Source organism: Neisseria flavescens (genome assembly GCF_005221285.1).
In the GTDB taxonomy this organism is placed as follows: Bacteria; Pseudomonadota; Gammaproteobacteria; order Burkholderiales; family Neisseriaceae; genus Neisseria; species Neisseria flavescens.
In genome coordinates, this window is the sequence record NZ_CP039886.1 from 719,587 (window position 1) to 733,969 (window position 14,383).

Consider the following 14,383-nt stretch of genomic DNA (forward strand, 5'->3'; position numbering starts at 1 on the left):
TGATGCTTTTTTTCTTGACCGTTGTCTATAAAATCTATATTATCCGTCGTTCGCTTTTTTATACGAAGCCATCGTCTTCCAACCTAAACCGCCGTTTCGGGCGCGTTTCTTTTATTGCTTGCATATTTGCCAAGCCTTTCTGTGCAGGTTGTCGTCGATGTTAACCACAAGCAAGATGCTTGCGACAACCCTGTAACTTCACATTTTCCGTATCGTTACTTTCCTTTGCTTCAGGTCGTCTGAAAACCGTTCAGACGTGCGCGTTGTTGTCTCTTTAGGATAGCTATGTCTATTAAATTTGCCGATTTGAACCTTGATAAAAACATTTTGTCCGCTGTGAGCAGCGAGGGTTACGAAAGCCCGACCCCGATTCAGGCGCAAGCCATTCCGTTTGCTTTGGAAGGCCGCGACATTATGGCTTCGGCGCAAACCGGCTCCGGCAAAACCGCCGCCTTCCTGCTGCCGACTTTGCAGCGGCTGACCAAACGCAGCGAAAAACCGGGCAAAGGCCCGCGCGCGTTGGTGTTGACGCCGACCCGCGAATTGGCGGCGCAAGTCGAGAAAAACGCGCTGGCGTATGCTAAAAATATGCGCTGGTTCCGCACCGTCAGCATCGTCGGCGGCGCATCTTTCGGCTACCAAACCCGTGCCCTGAGCAAACCTGTCGACCTGATTGTCGCCACGCCGGGCCGTCTGATGGACTTGATGCAAAGCGGCAAAGTTGATTTTGAACGTTTGGAAGTGCTGATTCTGGACGAAGCCGACCGCATGTTGGACATGGGCTTTATCGACGACATCGAAACTATCGTCGAAGCCACCCCGGCCGACCGTCAGACTTTATTATTCTCCGCCACTTGGGACGGCGCGGTCGGCAAACTGGCGCGCAAACTGACCAAAGACCCTGAAGTCATCGAAGTCGAACGCGTGGACGACCAAGGCAAAATCGAAGAGCAGCTGCTGTACTGCGACGATATGCGCCACAAAAACCGCCTGCTCGACCACATCCTGCGCGATGCCAACATCGACCAATGCGTGATTTTCACGTCCACCAAAGCCATGACCGAAGTCATTGCGGATGAATTGTACGAAAAAGGTTTTGCCGCCAACTGCCTGCACGGCGATATGCCGCAAGGCTGGCGCAACCGCACGCTAATGGATTTGCGCAAAGGCCGCTGCAAAATTTTGGTTGCCACCGACGTTGCCGCACGCGGTATCGACGTACCGACCATTACCCACGTTATCAACTACGACCTGCCGAAACAGGCGGAAGACTACGTTCACCGCATCGGCCGTACCGGCCGCGCAGGCCGTACCGGTATTGCGATTACGTTTGCCGAAGTGAACGAATACGTCAAAGTCCACAAAATCGAAAAATACATTAACCGCAAACTGCCCGAACTGACCATCGAAGGCATGGAACCGACCCGCAAACGCAAATCCGCAGGCGGCAAGCCAAAAGGCAAAGGCGGCTGGGGCGATAGGAAATCCGGCGGCCGGCGCGGCGATAAGAAACCGGGCAAAGAAGGCTTCGGCGGAAATTCACGCGGCGAAGGTCATAAAAAAGACGGTTTCAAAAAAGACGGCTTTAAGAAAGACGGTTTCAAAAAGGCTGACGGTTTCAAAAAAGGCGGCGAAGGCTTTAAAGGCAAGCGCAAGTCTAACGACAGCTTTGGCGGCAAACACAAAAGAGGTTGATTTTTTCAATCTGAGGGCCGTCTGAAAAGACATAAGGGCGTGTGAAGACACGCCCTTTTTTATGGTTTCAAGTTTTCGCATATAAAAAAGCGTGGGATTGGTCCCACGCTTTTTTTCAGACGGCCTCTTACAAAGCAGCCAATACGGCATCGCCCATTTCGGAGCAGGAAACGAGTTTCGTGCCTTCTTCGTAAATATCGCCGGTACGCAAGCCTTGTTGCAGCACTTTTTGTACGGCGTTTTCAACTTGTTGCGCGCGGGCTTCGTCGTTCAGGCTGTAACGCAGCAGCATGGCAAGCGAGAGGATGGTGGCCAGCGGGTTGGCTTTGTTTTGTCCGGCAATGTCGGGGGCGGAGCCGTGAGACGGTTCGTACAGTCCTTTGCCGTTTTCGTCCAGCGAGGCGGAAGGCAGCATACCGATGGAGCCGGTCAGCATGGAGGCTTCGTCGGAGAGGATATCGCCGAAGATGTTGCCGGTGGCAATCACGTCAAACTGTTTGGGCGCGCGCACGAGCTGCATGGCGGCGTTGTCCACATACATATGGGAAAGCTCGACATCGGGATATTGTTTGCCGATTTCTTCAAAGATTTCGCGCCACAGTTCGGTGGTTTCCAAAACGTTGGCTTTGCCTACGGAACAGACTTTTTTGCTGCGTTTTTGGGCGGATTGGAAAGCGACGTGGGCGATGCGGCGGATTTCGCTTTCGCTGTATTTCATGGTGTTGTAGCCTTCGCGTTCGCCGTTTTCCAGAACGCGGATGCCGCGCGGTTCGCCGAAATAGATGTCGCCGGTGAGTTCGCGCACAATCAAAATATCCAAACCGGCAACGATTTCAGGCTTCAGCGTGGAGGCGTTGGCTAATTCGGGATATAAAACGGCAGGACGCAAATTGGCAAACAGGTTCAAATCCTTACGGATTGCCAACAGGCCGCGCTCAGGGCGCAACGGACGGTCGAGGTTGTCGTATTGAGGAGAACCGACTGCACCAAGCAGGACGGCATCGGCTTTGCGGCAGAGGTTTTGCGTAAATTCGGGATAAGGATGGCCGTATTCGTCATAGGCTTCGCCGCCCAATGGGGCGTATTCGTAGCCGGCATCCAAGCCTTGGGCGATAAGTTTGTCGAGTACGCGGACGGTTTCGGCGACGATTTCGGGACCGATGCCGTCACCTCGGAGGATGGCGATATGTTTGGTCATTTCAAGTTTCCTTATGGGTTGATGGTTGAAGGGTTATTTCTTTTTGTATTTGTGTGCAATTTCGTGCCAACGGGGTATGGAAATCGATCGGTTGTAGTGTTTTTTATAGGCTTCCTCAAATTTCTTTTTCCATAAGGATGCGTTATGCCGTGTTGCCGGGTTTTGATAAACGGTTTCTTCAATTGCGGAAACAAAATCTTCCAAGCATTCAAACATAGGCATATTCTTTTTATTGATGCTGTACCAAACACCTGGGCGGATTTTATGCACCACGCCTTTTTTGACTTGAAGATTAATTGCCCACCCATCCATACTTCTGGTAATTTGCCATACTTTTTTAAGCCATAAATCCTTGATGGTTACATTGCCGTTGTCGTCCATATCGTAACCGAATATTAAATAATCTACATCCAGCATATAGGGTTTATGAATGATTTCATCAGAATACATTTTAAAATCTGCAATATCAAAACCCGGGCCGGCATTTCGGTTGAACGCCTTTACTTCCAACAATTCTCTACTGCGGTCTTTTTTATTTAAAAAGAAATCGGGGGGCATTTGGGTATTGGTTGAAACATCAAATTCAATTTCCCTTTTTCTCAACCATCCGCCGAGCCATTCCTGAATGATGTTGCCGACGACATCTTTTTGTTTGACGATAATATCCACATCGCCCAAGAAAAATCTAATTTGACCATTAGCCGATAAGATTTTTTCCTCATTCAGCAACTTATCAAATATTTGTTGTGCAGTAAGTTTTACCATTTTATCCCTATCGGTTTATAAAGTATGCAGAAGCCTTTCAGATACCGCCTTAATCACAGGAACGGCAACGGTATTGCCCAATAAATCGTATTTGTCTTTTTTAGGAATATCAAACGAATAATCGTCCGGATAGCCGAATAAGCGTAAACCTTCTTTTCCGGTAAGTGTGCGCAAACCGCCGTTGTCAACGACGAAAAGGTGCTCCATATCCATTGCAACTAAGGTTGGCGCAACATCATTTGGGTCTAATATTTTATTGATTTCAAATGATTTTTTTCCTGAAACAATATTGTAGCCTTTGGGCAGGGATTCATCTTTGATTCTTCGCCCGCCAATTTTTTGTTTCGGATGCTCCAAAACCAAATAGCCTTTATCTGTCAGGCTGTCCAAAATATTTTGAAGATTGGGGTGTTTATAGAAAGTTGAAATTTGCGCTTTTGTCAAAGGCATCCCATCCATCCAATCGATGCCGATTTCTGAAGCCCATTTTTTCTTCCTCCGTTCTTTTAGAAGCATATTTAATAATTGCTTCTCTTCTTCGGTTACTGTGCCTTTTAATTCAATATCCCAACTGTGGATATTGTTTTTCCCTCCCCGTTTGTCCTTTACTGATTTTCCGTACAGTTCGGACGGGGGAAATTTTTTTAGCAATTTTTTGATGAAAGGACTGCTTTCGGTAGGCAGTCCCGATTCCAAAATATTTTTTAATTTCGGACTTAGAGTTGTTTCAAAAGATAAGTCGGGTTTGGATTTCAAACTGCCTGTCAGATAAATGCGCTTCCTGTTTTGGGGAATGCCGAAATCTTTTGCATTTAAAACTTTCCAAGAAACATAGTAACCCAATGCTTCCAAGGTTTCCAAAATAACGGTCAGGGTGCGCCCTATTTTTTGTGTCGGATCTTTTCTATCGTGCGTTACCAATCCTTCCACATTTTCCAAAATAAAACCTTTTGGTTTTTTTGCCTTTAAAATCCTTGCTACATCAAAGAAAAGCGTTCCCCGCGTATCTTCAAAGCCCAATCTTTTTCCGGCGAAAGAAAAAGCCTGGCAAGGGAAGCCTGCCAACAGGATGTCAAAATCGGGAATATCTCCCGTTTCAATTTTCGTTATATCTCCATACGGCACTTCATCAGGATAGTTTTGCTTCAATACTTCCAAAGCTGCCGGTTTGATTTCTGAGGTAAAAACACATTCGCAAGCAACCGACTGTTTCCGACAGGCTTGTTCAAATCCTTTCCTGATACCGCTCATCCCGGAAAATAAGTCAATAAATTTAATCTGTTGCATATTAAAAATCTAAAAATTTATTTGAAATAGAGCTGTATTGCATTAATTTAGAGCGTTGCTAAGCCCGCTTGAAAGATGAAAGCAATTTATCGCCCCTCTGTTTACATTAGTTGCAGCAATTATATGTTATCAGGAATGCCGTCTGAACGGTCTTCAGACGGCATAGGTTTAACCGTTAAACAGCCAAGGCTGGCTTTGGCGGCGTTTTTCTTCAAAAGTGTGAATTTCGTCAGCGTGTTGCAGGGTCAGACCGATTTCGTCCAAGCCGTTTAAGAGGCAGTGTTTGCGGTGTTCGGTAATGTCGAATGCGAATGTTTCGCCGCCAGGGGTGGTCAGGGTTTGTTCGGCAAGGTCGATGGAGAGCTGATAGCCTTCGTTGGCTTCAACTTCTTTGAAAAGCCGGTCAACCTGTTCTTCGGTCAACACGATAGGTAAAAGGCCGTTTTTGTAGCAGTTGTTAAAGAAGATGTCGGCGAAGCTGGGGGCGATGACGGCGCGGAAGCCGTAGTCGTCCAATGCCCAAGGGGCGTGTTCGCGTGAAGAGCCGCAACCGAAGTTTTTACGCGTCAACAGGATTTGCGCGCCTTGGTAACGCGGCTGGTTCAGGGAGAAATCCGGATTCAACGGGCGTTTGCTGTTGTCCATGCCCGGTTCGCCGTGGTCGAGGTAACGCCATTCATCAAAGGCATTGGGGCCGAAGCCGCTGCGTTTGATGGATTTCAGAAATTGTTTGGGGATGATGGCGTCGGTATCGACGTTGCTGCGGTCGAGCGGGGCGACGATGGCGGTAATTTTGGTAAAGGCTTTCATGTCAGATTCTTATAGTAATAATGGGAAATTTTATGGCTATTCGGGTCAGCGTGTGCTGTACAAACCGATTCGGTTGCCTTCTGTGTCTTCGATAAATGCTGCAAAGCCGTTGGCAATGCGGAATTTTTCTTGTAACAGTTTGCCGCCTGTTGCAACGGCTTTTTCTGCTGTTTCGGCACAATCCGGGCAATTGAAGAAAATAGTTGTACCGCCGTGACCGGGTTGGGCATTGCTGTCGTGCCAAATCATGCCGGCCGTACCGTGTTGGGTGTAATCGGCTGGGAAAATGATGAAACGGAATCCGTTGCTGCCAACGTCTTGCAGGGGCTTGCCGAATACGGATTCGTAAAAGGCTTTGGCGCGATCCAAATCATGAGCGTGAATACCAAACCAGCTTGACGGATTACTCATTGTTTCTCCCTTTGCTTGGAATCGTGAAAATGTCTGAACAAGTAATAAGGTGTCAGGCCGTCTGAAACGGAGTCAGGAGCTTCAGACGGCCTGATTTACCGAATTATTCGGTAGCGGCTTCGATTTTTTCTCCAACATGGCTCATGCCGCGGCCTACGGCATTGCCGCCTTTTTTAACGGCTTCGCCGGTTTTGTCGGCAACGTGTTCAGCGGTTTCTTTGGTTTTATCGGCTACGCGCTCGGCAGTCTCTTTGGTTTTGTCCCAATTGCGGTTGGCATCGTCTTTTGCGCCAGACCAAGTGCTGGAACAAGCTGACAGGATGAGGGCTGCGGCAGCCAATGCAAACAGTTTTTTCATACTAGTTTCCTTTCAAGTTATCAATGATTGAGAAGTTTTTCGGACGTTTTTCGCAATAGGAAAACTTACTTGTGTAAGGTGTTGTTTCAGACGGCCTGATGAATAAAGGCCGTCTGAAAATACTTTAAGCCATCGTGCGTATGTCGGTAAAGTGTCCGGTAACGGCGGCGGCGGCTGCCATAGCGGGGCTGACGAGGTGGGTGCGTCCGCCGTTGCCTTGACGGCCTTCAAAGTTACGGTTGGAAGTGGAGGCGCAGCGTTGTCCCGGAGTCAGGCGGTCGGCGTTCATGGCGAGGCACATAGAGCAGCCCGGTTCGCGCCATTCAAAGCCGGCTTCGATGAAAATTTTGTCCAAGCCTTCTTTTTCGGCTTGTTCTTTAACCAAGCCGGAGCCGGGGACGATCAACACGCGCTGTACGTTGCCGGCTTTTTTACGGCCTTTGGCGATGGCGGCGGCTTCGCGCAAGTCTTCGATGCGGCTGTTGGTGCAAGAACCGATGAATACGATGTCGACAGGGATTTCATTTAATGGCGTACCGGCTTCCAAGCCCATATATTCGAGTGCGCGCTCCATACCGCTGCGTTTGACCGGATCGGCTTCTTCGGCAGGGTTCGGCACTTTGCCGCCGATGTTTAAAACCATTTCGGGCGACGTGCCCCAAGTAACTTGCGGTTCGATGTCTTCGGCTTTGAAACGGTATTCTTTGTCAAAAACCGCGCCTTCGTCAGACACCAGCGTGCGCCAGTATTCGACGGCTTTGTCCCACGCTTCGCCTTTAGGTGCGAAAGGTTTGCCTTTGACATAGTCGATGGTGGTTTGGTCGACGGCAACCATGCCTGAGCGCGCACCGGCTTCAATCGCCATATTGCACAGGGTCATGCGGCCTTCCATAGAAAGGCTGCGAATGGCTTCGCCGCCAAACTCGATGGCGTAGCCCGTGCCGCCTGCCGTACCGATTTGGCCGATGATGTAAAGTGCCACGTCTTTGGCGGTGACGCCGGGTTTCAGACGGCCTTCAACGGCAATCAGCATGGATTTGGATTTTTTCGCGGTAATGCACTGGGTCGCCATGGTGTGTTCGACTTCGGAAGTGCCGATACCGTGAGCCAATGCGCCGAATGCGCCGTGGGTAGAAGTGTGCGAGTCACCGCAGACAACGGTCATGCCGGGCAGGGTAGCGCCTTGTTCCGGGCCCATAACGTGTACGATGCCCTGACCTTTATCCATAAACGGGAAGTAGGCGAGTGCGCCGAACTCTTTGATATTTTTGTCCAAAGTATCGACTTGCAGCTTGGAAATCGGGTCTTGGATGCCTTTGTCCCAATCGCCGGTCGGGGTGTTGTGGTCGGCGGTGGAGACCACGCTGTCGATACGCCAGAGTTTGCGGCCGGCCATTTTCAAGCCTTCAAATGCTTGCGGGCTGGTTACTTCGTGAACCAGGTGGCGGTCGATGTAAAGCAGGACAGTGCCGTCTTCTTCTTCGCGGACGACGTGGCTGTTCCAGAGTTTGTCGTAGAGGGTTTGTGCTGTCATGATGTTGTTCTTTTATGTGGGTAGTAATGTAGGATGAAGATTCTAGACGGATTTTACACGCCATGCAACAAAATTTGTCTAATTTTTGAAGAAATAGAAAATTGAAAACAATTTATAGATAAAAATTAGACATATTGTCTATTTGAGAGAATGGTTATATTCAAAGAATAATTTGATATGAAAGAATACTTGTCGGGATTCTTTTAAAGGCATTATTATTTGTACCTTGTTAAAACCACGTCAGGCAGAGGAAAGATGAAATTACCGGTTATATCGTCCGAGCATTTGGCTCAACTTCAGGCGTTTGAAGCGAAAATCTTGTGTAACCACGCCAAAATCGAAGCATGGTTCCGTTCGCAGTGGAATGTTCACCGTCCGCCGTTTTATGGTTCGGTCGACATCCGTAACGCCGGTTACAAAATTTCGTCTATCGATATGAATTTGTTTCCGGGCGGCTTCAATAATTTGAATCCCAACTTTATCCCGCTGGCGGCGGTTGCGGCGCAAGATGCGGTACAGCGTGCCTGCGAAACGGCAAAATCCGTATTGATTATTCCCGAAAACCACACGCGCAATACGTTTTACCTGCAAAACGTTTACGCCCTCAGTGAGATTTTGCGTTCTGCAGGATATGAAGTACGCTTGGGCAGTCTGAATCCGGAAGTTACCGAGCCGACCGAGTTTGAAACCGCATTAGGCGACAAAATTTTGCTTGAGCCTTTATTGCGCACCCGTGAGCGTGTACATCTTGCAGACGGTTTCTCGCCTTGCGTTGTTTTGTTAAATAACGACTTGTCTGCAGGCATTCCTGAAATCCTTAAAGACATCAGTCAAACCGTATTGCCTCCGCTGCATGGTGGTTGGACGACGCGCCGCAAAACAGAACATTTCAGCGCATATAATCAAGTCGCCGCCGACTTTGCCAAGTTGATTGACATCGACGAATGGCAAATTAACCCTTATTTTGAAAAAATCAGCGGTTTGGATTTCCAAGAGCGTGAAGGCGAGGATGCGTTGGCAGGCGCGGTAGATCGCGTATTGGCGAAAATCCAAGCCAAATACGACGAATTGGGTATTACCGACCAGCCTTTCGTTATTGTGAAAGCCGATGCAGGTACTTACGGCATGGGCGTGATGAGCGTTAAATCTGCGGATGAAGTGCGCGGCTTGAACCGTAAAAACCGCAATAAAATGGCGAAAGTCAAAGAAGGTTTGGAAGTTAGCGAAGTCATTGTTCAAGAAGGTATTTATACCTACGAAACCATGAACGGCGCCGTGTGCGAACCTGTCGTTTATATGATGGACCGTTTCGTTATCGGCGGCTTCTTCCGTGTACACGAAGGTCGTGGTGCAGACGAAAACCTCAACGCCGGCGGTATGGTGTTTGTTCCGCTGTCCAACAGCATTCCTACCGGCAATGGCGATAATTCCCAAGAAGCTCCTGAAGCCTGCAAACGCGTATTCGAACAATGGGACTCACTCGGTATGCCGCGCTCTGAAAAAGACTGTGACGTGGACAACGAACACAACCGCCTCTATGTTTACGGCGTAATGGCGCGCCTGTCCTTGCTTGCCGCTGCATTGGAGTTGGAGAAAACCGCACCTCAAGCCTAATAAAGCGTTGATCAATATTGTCAGGCCGTCTGAAAATTAGTTTTCAGACGGCCTTTTCTGTCTGTACAATTCATTCTAACTAAAAAAGCATGATTTATTTTTATGAGCAAATCAGCCAATCCAGTTGAGACAACCGACAATCTGCAAGACCAAGCCATGCAGCGCAGCAATACCGACAATGCGCCGCGCTCTGCCATTCATCAAACCTTGTATTCCGCCGATACCTTTATTCAGCATGATTATCTTGCCGGAAAAAACTTGCCTGATATTACCCATCCGCAAGAAGGCCAAATCAACTGGCTGCATTTTGTCGGCATCAATGATGTTGCCTTGCTCAAACACGCGCTTGAGCCGTACGGCATCCATGAGCTGGTTATTGAAGATATTCTCAGCCGCAAGCAGCGTCCAAAAATCGAAGACTACGGCAGCTATGTTTTTACTGCCGCACAGGTTTACCACTATACCTCCACAGGCAAGCTCCATTCCGATCAAGTGTATGTGATTATCGGCAAAGATTTTGTGTTGTCTTTCCAGCAAAAACCGTTGGGCTTGTTCAGCCATCTCCGCCGGCAGATGCACGAAAACCCGCACAATATTTTGAACAAAAATACAGCGTTTCTTGCTTATTGCCTGCTTGACCGCATTGTGGACGACTATTTCATCGTTTTGGAGTCGTACAACAACCGTGTTGAAGCAATAGACAAGTCCCTGTTTAAAAATGAAAACAGCGATATTCTCAGTAAGATTCACCGCCTCAAGCGCGATGCCGTCCGTCTGCGGCGTACGCTTTTACCATTGCGCGATGTGTTCTACCAACTGGCCGTACGCGGCGATTTTGCTATTTTCAAAGGCGAATCGACTGTTTATCTACGCGACGTGTACGACCACAATATGCAGCTTATCGAGTCGCTTGATGCCTCGCGTGATATGGTGTTGAGCATGATGGACATTTATCTTTCCTTCCAATCCAACCGCATGAACCGGCAAATGCGCGTGTTGACGGTTATCACCATCATCTTTATGCCGCTGACCGTCATCACCGGCATCTACGGCATGAACTTCGACAATATGCCCGAGCTGCATTGGCATTACGGCTATTTTATGGTTTTGGGTGTGATGCTGTGCATCATCATCGGACTGCTGATTTTCTTTTCACGTAGAAAATGGCTGTAAACGGGTAGGCAAAGAGTTGAAATTCAACGATGAAAAACGGTAGAATGATTTTGCACACGTGCAGTATGAAGTTTTCAGACAATTTAAAAATAAATATCAAAAGGATAATAAACTATGAAACCAGAACGCCAACTCCCTTCCCATGAACTGATCATGTCCGAGCTGATGATGCCTTATACGGCAAACTTCAGCGGCAATGTTCACGGTGGCGATCTTTTGCGCCTGCTTGACCAAGTAGCATATTCCTGCGCCTGCCGTTACAGCGGTACTTATTGCGTTACTCTGTCTGTTGATAAAGTATTGTTTAAAGAGCCTATTCATGTCGGCGAACTGGTAACCTTTTATGCCAGTATCAACTACACCGGCCGTACTTCTATGGAAGTCGGCATCCGCGTAGAGGCGCAAAACATCCACACCGGCGAAGTGCGTCATACCAACAGCTGCTACTTCACCATGGTTGCCGTTAAGGACGGTAAGCCGGTTCCTGTACCGCCCTTGGAAATCAATACACCGCGCCAACGCTGCCGTTATGAAAAGGCTAAAAAGCGCAAAGAGTTGAGTTTGCAGGCTGCGAACGAAAATTCTAGCTGCAACTAAATTGAATTTTATTAAATAACGAAGGCCGTCTGAAATCCTGTTTCAGACGGCCTTCACGCAAAAGCCATAAACCGCTTGTTTTGTGGTAGAATCAACAAGATTTTTGCCATACGAAATTACAGATAATCATGACCGACGCAACCATCCGCAACGACCATAAATTTGCACTTGAAACCCTGCCTGTCAGCCTTGAAGACGAAATGCGCAAGAGCTACCTCGATTACGCCATGAGCGTGATTGTGGGACGAGCCCTGCCGGATGTCCGCGACGGTCTCAAGCCGGTACACCGCCGCGTGTTATACGCGATGCACGAGTTGAAAAACAACTGGAATTCCGCCTATAAAAAATCGGCGCGTATCGTCGGCGACGTTATCGGTAAATACCACCCCCACGGCGATACAGCCGTTTACGACACCATCGTCCGCATGGCGCAAGACTTCTCCATGCGTTATGTGCTGATTGACGGTCAGGGCAACTTCGGTTCTGTCGACGGCTTGGCCGCAGCAGCCATGCGTTATACCGAAATCCGCATGGAAAAAATTTCCCATGAAATGCTGGCGGATATTGAAGAAGAAACCGTTAATTTCGGTCCCAACTATGACGGCAGCGAACATGAGCCGCTGGTATTGCCAACCCGTTTCCCTGCGCTGTTAGTCAATGGTTCGTCCGGTATTGCCGTCGGTATGGCAACCAATATCCCGCCGCACAATTTAGGCGATACCATCAATGCCTGCCTGCGTTTGTTGGACGATCCTGAAACTGAAATCGACGAGCTGATCAATATTATCCAAGCGCCCGATTTCCCAACCGGCGCAACTATTTACGGCTTAAGCGGCGTGCGCGAAGGCTATAAAACCGGCCGTGGCCGCGTGGTGATGCGCGGTACAACCCATATCGAGCCTATCGGCAAAAACGGCGAACGCGAAGCCATCGTTATTGATGAAATCCCATATCAAGTCAACAAAGCCAAGCTGGTTGAGAAAATCGGTGAGTTGGTACGCGAAAAAACGTTGGAAGGCATATCAGATCTGCGCGACGAGTCCGATAAATCCGGTATGCGTGTTGTGATCGAATTGAAACGCAATGAAAATGCCGAAGTCGTTTTAAACCAACTCTACAAAATGACCCAGCTGCAAGACAGCTTCGGTATCAACATGGTGGCTTTGGTTGACGGTCAGCCGCGCTTGCTGAACCTGAAACAAATCCTGTCCGAGTTCCTGCGCCACCGTCGCGAAGTCGTTACCCGTCGTACTTTATTCCGCCTGAAAAAAGCGCGTCATGAAGGCCATATTGCCGAAGGTAAAGCAGTTGCCTTGTCCAATATCGACGAAATCATCCGTCTGATTAAAGAATCTGCCAATGCGCCGGAAGCCAAAGAAAAACTGCTGTCCCGCCCATGGCGTAGCAGCTTGGTTGAAGACATGCTCAGCCGTACGGATTTAGATTTGCATATGATGCGCCCTGAAGGCTTGCCAGAGAATTTGGGCCTGCACAGCCAAGGCTATTATCTGAGCGAATTGCAAGCCGATGCCATTTTACGCATGAGCCTGCGCAACCTGACCGGCCTCGATCAGGAAGAAATTGTCGGCGAATATAAAAATCTGATGAGCAAAATCATTGATTTCGTGGATATTCTTTCCAAACCTGAGCGCGTTACCCAAATTATCCGCGAAGAATTGGCAGACATTAAAGCCAACTTCGGCGATGAACGCCGCAGCGAAATCAATCCGTTTGGCGGTGATATCGCCGATGAAGACCTGATTCCGCAACGCGAAATGGTCGTTACCCTGACTCATGGCGGCTACATCAAAACCCAGCCGACTACCGATTATCAGGCGCAACGTCGCGGCGGTCGCGGCAAGCAGGCAGCGGCAACCAAAGACGAAGACTTCATCGAAACCCTGTTTGTTGCCAACACGCATGATTATTTGATGTGCTTCACCAATTTGGGCAAGTGCCATTGGATTAAAGTGTACAAACTGCCGGAAGGCGGCCGCAACAGCCGAGGTCGTCCGATTAACAACGTTATCCAATTGGAAGAGGGCGAAAAAGTCAGCGCCATCTTGGCCGTCCGCGAGTTCCCGGAAGACCAATACGTCTTCTTCGCCACTGCACAAGGCATGGTGAAAAAAGTCCAGCTGTCTGCGTTTAAAAACGTCCGCAGCCAAGGCATCAAAGCCATTACGCTTAAAGAAGGTGATTACTTGGTCGGCGCAGCGCAAACCGGCGGTGCGGACGACATTATGTTGTTCTCCAACTTGGGCAAAGCCATCCGCTTTAACGAATATTGGGAAAAATCCGGTAACGATGAAGCAGAAGATGCAGATATTGAAACCGAAAATGAAGATTCAGACGGCCTGGATGATGAAAATGCCGAAAATGCATTGCCAAGCGGCAAACACGGTGTCCGTCCGTCCGGTCGCGGCAGCGGCGGTTTGCGCGGTATGCGCCTGCCGGCTGATGGCAAGATTGTCAGCTTGATTACCTTCGCCCCTGAAGCTGAGCAAAGCGATTTGCAAGTATTGACCGCTACCGCCAACGGCTATGGCAAACGCACCCCGATTGCCGATTACAGCCGTAAAAACAAAGGCGGCCAAGGTAATATCGCCATTAATACCGGCGAGCGCAACGGCGATTTGGTTGCCGCGACTTTGGTCAGCGAAACCGACGACCTGATGCTGATTACCAGCGGCGGTGTCCTGATTCGTACCAAAGTTGAGCAAATCCGTGAAACCGGCCGTGCTGCCGCAGGTGTCCGCCTAATTAATCTGGATGAAGGCGAAACCTTGGTCAGCTTGGAACGAGTGGCCGAAGAGGCTGAAGATGAAGCCGCTTTGGAAAGCGATGCAGCTGAAAACCAAGTAGTAGAAGCTGAAGATACCCTGTCTCAAGAATCTTAAACGTCAATGAAAAAGGCCGTCTGAAAAGTTTTCAGACGGCC

12 protein-coding genes are annotated in these 14,383 nt (G+C 48.9%); 5 read left to right on the forward strand and 7 right to left on the reverse strand.

Annotated elements, in window-relative coordinates:
- Positions 1-285: 285 nt before the first annotated feature.
- On the forward strand, positions 286-1,695 hold the full coding sequence (locus tag FAH67_RS03735; RefSeq protein WP_112890743.1) for a DEAD/DEAH box helicase: 1,410 nt from the start codon (positions 286-288) through the stop codon (positions 1,693-1,695).
- Between the two features lie 127 nt (positions 1,696-1,822).
- Here FAH67_RS03735 and leuB read toward each other — a convergent pair whose 3' ends face one another.
- The 7 genes from leuB to leuC all read right to left on the reverse strand — a co-directional run bounded on the left by leuB (position 1,823) and on the right by leuC (position 8,058).
- A complete protein-coding gene (gene leuB / locus FAH67_RS03740) occupies positions 1,823-2,893 on the reverse strand; it encodes a 3-isopropylmalate dehydrogenase (protein WP_004464412.1) in 1,071 nt (356 codons plus the stop codon).
- A gap of 33 nt (positions 2,894-2,926) precedes the next feature.
- Positions 2,927-3,658, reverse strand: coding sequence for an NgoBV family restriction endonuclease (locus tag FAH67_RS03745; protein WP_004464411.1), 732 nt, complete (start codon positions 3,656-3,658; stop codon positions 2,927-2,929).
- A gap of 15 nt (positions 3,659-3,673) precedes the next feature.
- Complete coding sequence (locus FAH67_RS03750; protein ID WP_003750427.1) at positions 3,674-4,945, reverse strand: DNA cytosine methyltransferase; 1,272 nt, start codon at positions 4,943-4,945, stop codon at positions 3,674-3,676.
- A gap of 168 nt (positions 4,946-5,113) precedes the next feature.
- A complete protein-coding gene (leuD, locus tag FAH67_RS03755) occupies positions 5,114-5,755 on the reverse strand; it encodes a 3-isopropylmalate dehydratase small subunit (protein WP_004464407.1) in 642 nt (213 codons plus the stop codon).
- Positions 5,756-5,800: 45 nt separating this feature from the next.
- Positions 5,801-6,166: a VOC family protein gene (locus tag FAH67_RS03760; protein WP_004464405.1), complete on the reverse strand. Its 366-nt coding sequence runs from the start codon at positions 6,164-6,166 to the stop codon at positions 5,801-5,803.
- Between the two features lie 103 nt (positions 6,167-6,269).
- Positions 6,270-6,524, reverse strand: a complete 255-nt coding sequence (locus FAH67_RS03765; RefSeq protein WP_004464402.1) for a hypothetical protein — start codon at positions 6,522-6,524, stop codon at positions 6,270-6,272.
- A 124-nt stretch (positions 6,525-6,648) separates the two neighbouring features.
- Positions 6,649-8,058 (reverse strand): 3-isopropylmalate dehydratase large subunit, encoded by a 1,410-nt coding sequence (gene leuC / locus FAH67_RS03770; RefSeq protein WP_004464401.1) that lies wholly within the window; start codon positions 8,056-8,058, stop codon positions 6,649-6,651.
- 255 nt (positions 8,059-8,313) lie between these two features.
- On the opposite strand from leuC, the gene gshA reads away from it, so the two are divergent.
- The 4 genes from gshA to gyrA all read left to right on the forward strand — a co-directional run bounded on the left by gshA (position 8,314) and on the right by gyrA (position 14,342).
- Positions 8,314-9,672, forward strand: coding sequence for a glutamate--cysteine ligase (gene gshA / locus FAH67_RS03775; protein ID WP_004464399.1), 1,359 nt, complete (start codon positions 8,314-8,316; stop codon positions 9,670-9,672).
- 102 nt (positions 9,673-9,774) lie between these two features.
- The gene (corA, locus tag FAH67_RS03780; RefSeq protein ID WP_039863707.1) at positions 9,775-10,845 is read left to right on the forward strand and encodes a magnesium/cobalt transporter CorA; all 1,071 of its coding nucleotides are present in this window, start codon (positions 9,775-9,777) and stop codon (positions 10,843-10,845) included.
- A gap of 114 nt (positions 10,846-10,959) precedes the next feature.
- A complete protein-coding gene (locus FAH67_RS03785) occupies positions 10,960-11,442 on the forward strand; it encodes an acyl-CoA thioesterase (RefSeq protein WP_039863702.1) in 483 nt (160 codons plus the stop codon).
- A 128-nt stretch (positions 11,443-11,570) separates the two neighbouring features.
- The gene (gene gyrA, locus FAH67_RS03790; protein ID WP_004464388.1) at positions 11,571-14,342 is read left to right on the forward strand and encodes a DNA gyrase subunit A; all 2,772 of its coding nucleotides are present in this window, start codon (positions 11,571-11,573) and stop codon (positions 14,340-14,342) included.
- Positions 14,343-14,383 lie beyond the last annotated feature (41 nt).

Bases quoted from the DNA above. Each gene is read 5' to 3' on its own strand.
- leuB (WP_004464412.1), bottom strand. From the start codon at position 2,893: ATGACCAAACATATCGCCATCCTCCGAGGTGACGGCATCGGTCCCGAA.
- gshA (WP_004464399.1), top strand. From the start codon at position 8,314: ATGAAATTACCGGTTATATCGTCCGAGCATTTGGCTCAACTTCAGGCG.
- corA (WP_039863707.1), top strand. From the start codon at position 9,775: ATGAGCAAATCAGCCAATCCAGTTGAGACAACCGACAATCTGCAAGAC.
- FAH67_RS03760 (WP_004464405.1), bottom strand. From the start codon at position 6,166: ATGAGTAATCCGTCAAGCTGGTTTGGTATTCACGCTCATGATTTGGAT.
- leuD (WP_004464407.1), bottom strand. From the start codon at position 5,755: ATGAAAGCCTTTACCAAAATTACCGCCATCGTCGCCCCGCTCGACCGC.
- FAH67_RS03745 (WP_004464411.1), bottom strand. From the start codon at position 3,658: ATGGTAAAACTTACTGCACAACAAATATTTGATAAGTTGCTGAATGAG.
- FAH67_RS03765 (WP_004464402.1), bottom strand. From the start codon at position 6,524: ATGAAAAAACTGTTTGCATTGGCTGCCGCAGCCCTCATCCTGTCAGCT.
- gyrA (WP_004464388.1), top strand. From the start codon at position 11,571: ATGACCGACGCAACCATCCGCAACGACCATAAATTTGCACTTGAAACC.
- FAH67_RS03750 (WP_003750427.1), bottom strand. From the start codon at position 4,945: ATGCAACAGATTAAATTTATTGACTTATTTTCCGGGATGAGCGGTATC.
- FAH67_RS03785 (WP_039863702.1), top strand. From the start codon at position 10,960: ATGAAACCAGAACGCCAACTCCCTTCCCATGAACTGATCATGTCCGAG.
- leuC (WP_004464401.1), bottom strand. From the start codon at position 8,058: ATGACAGCACAAACCCTCTACGACAAACTCTGGAACAGCCACGTCGTC.
- FAH67_RS03735 (WP_112890743.1), top strand. From the start codon at position 286: ATGTCTATTAAATTTGCCGATTTGAACCTTGATAAAAACATTTTGTCC.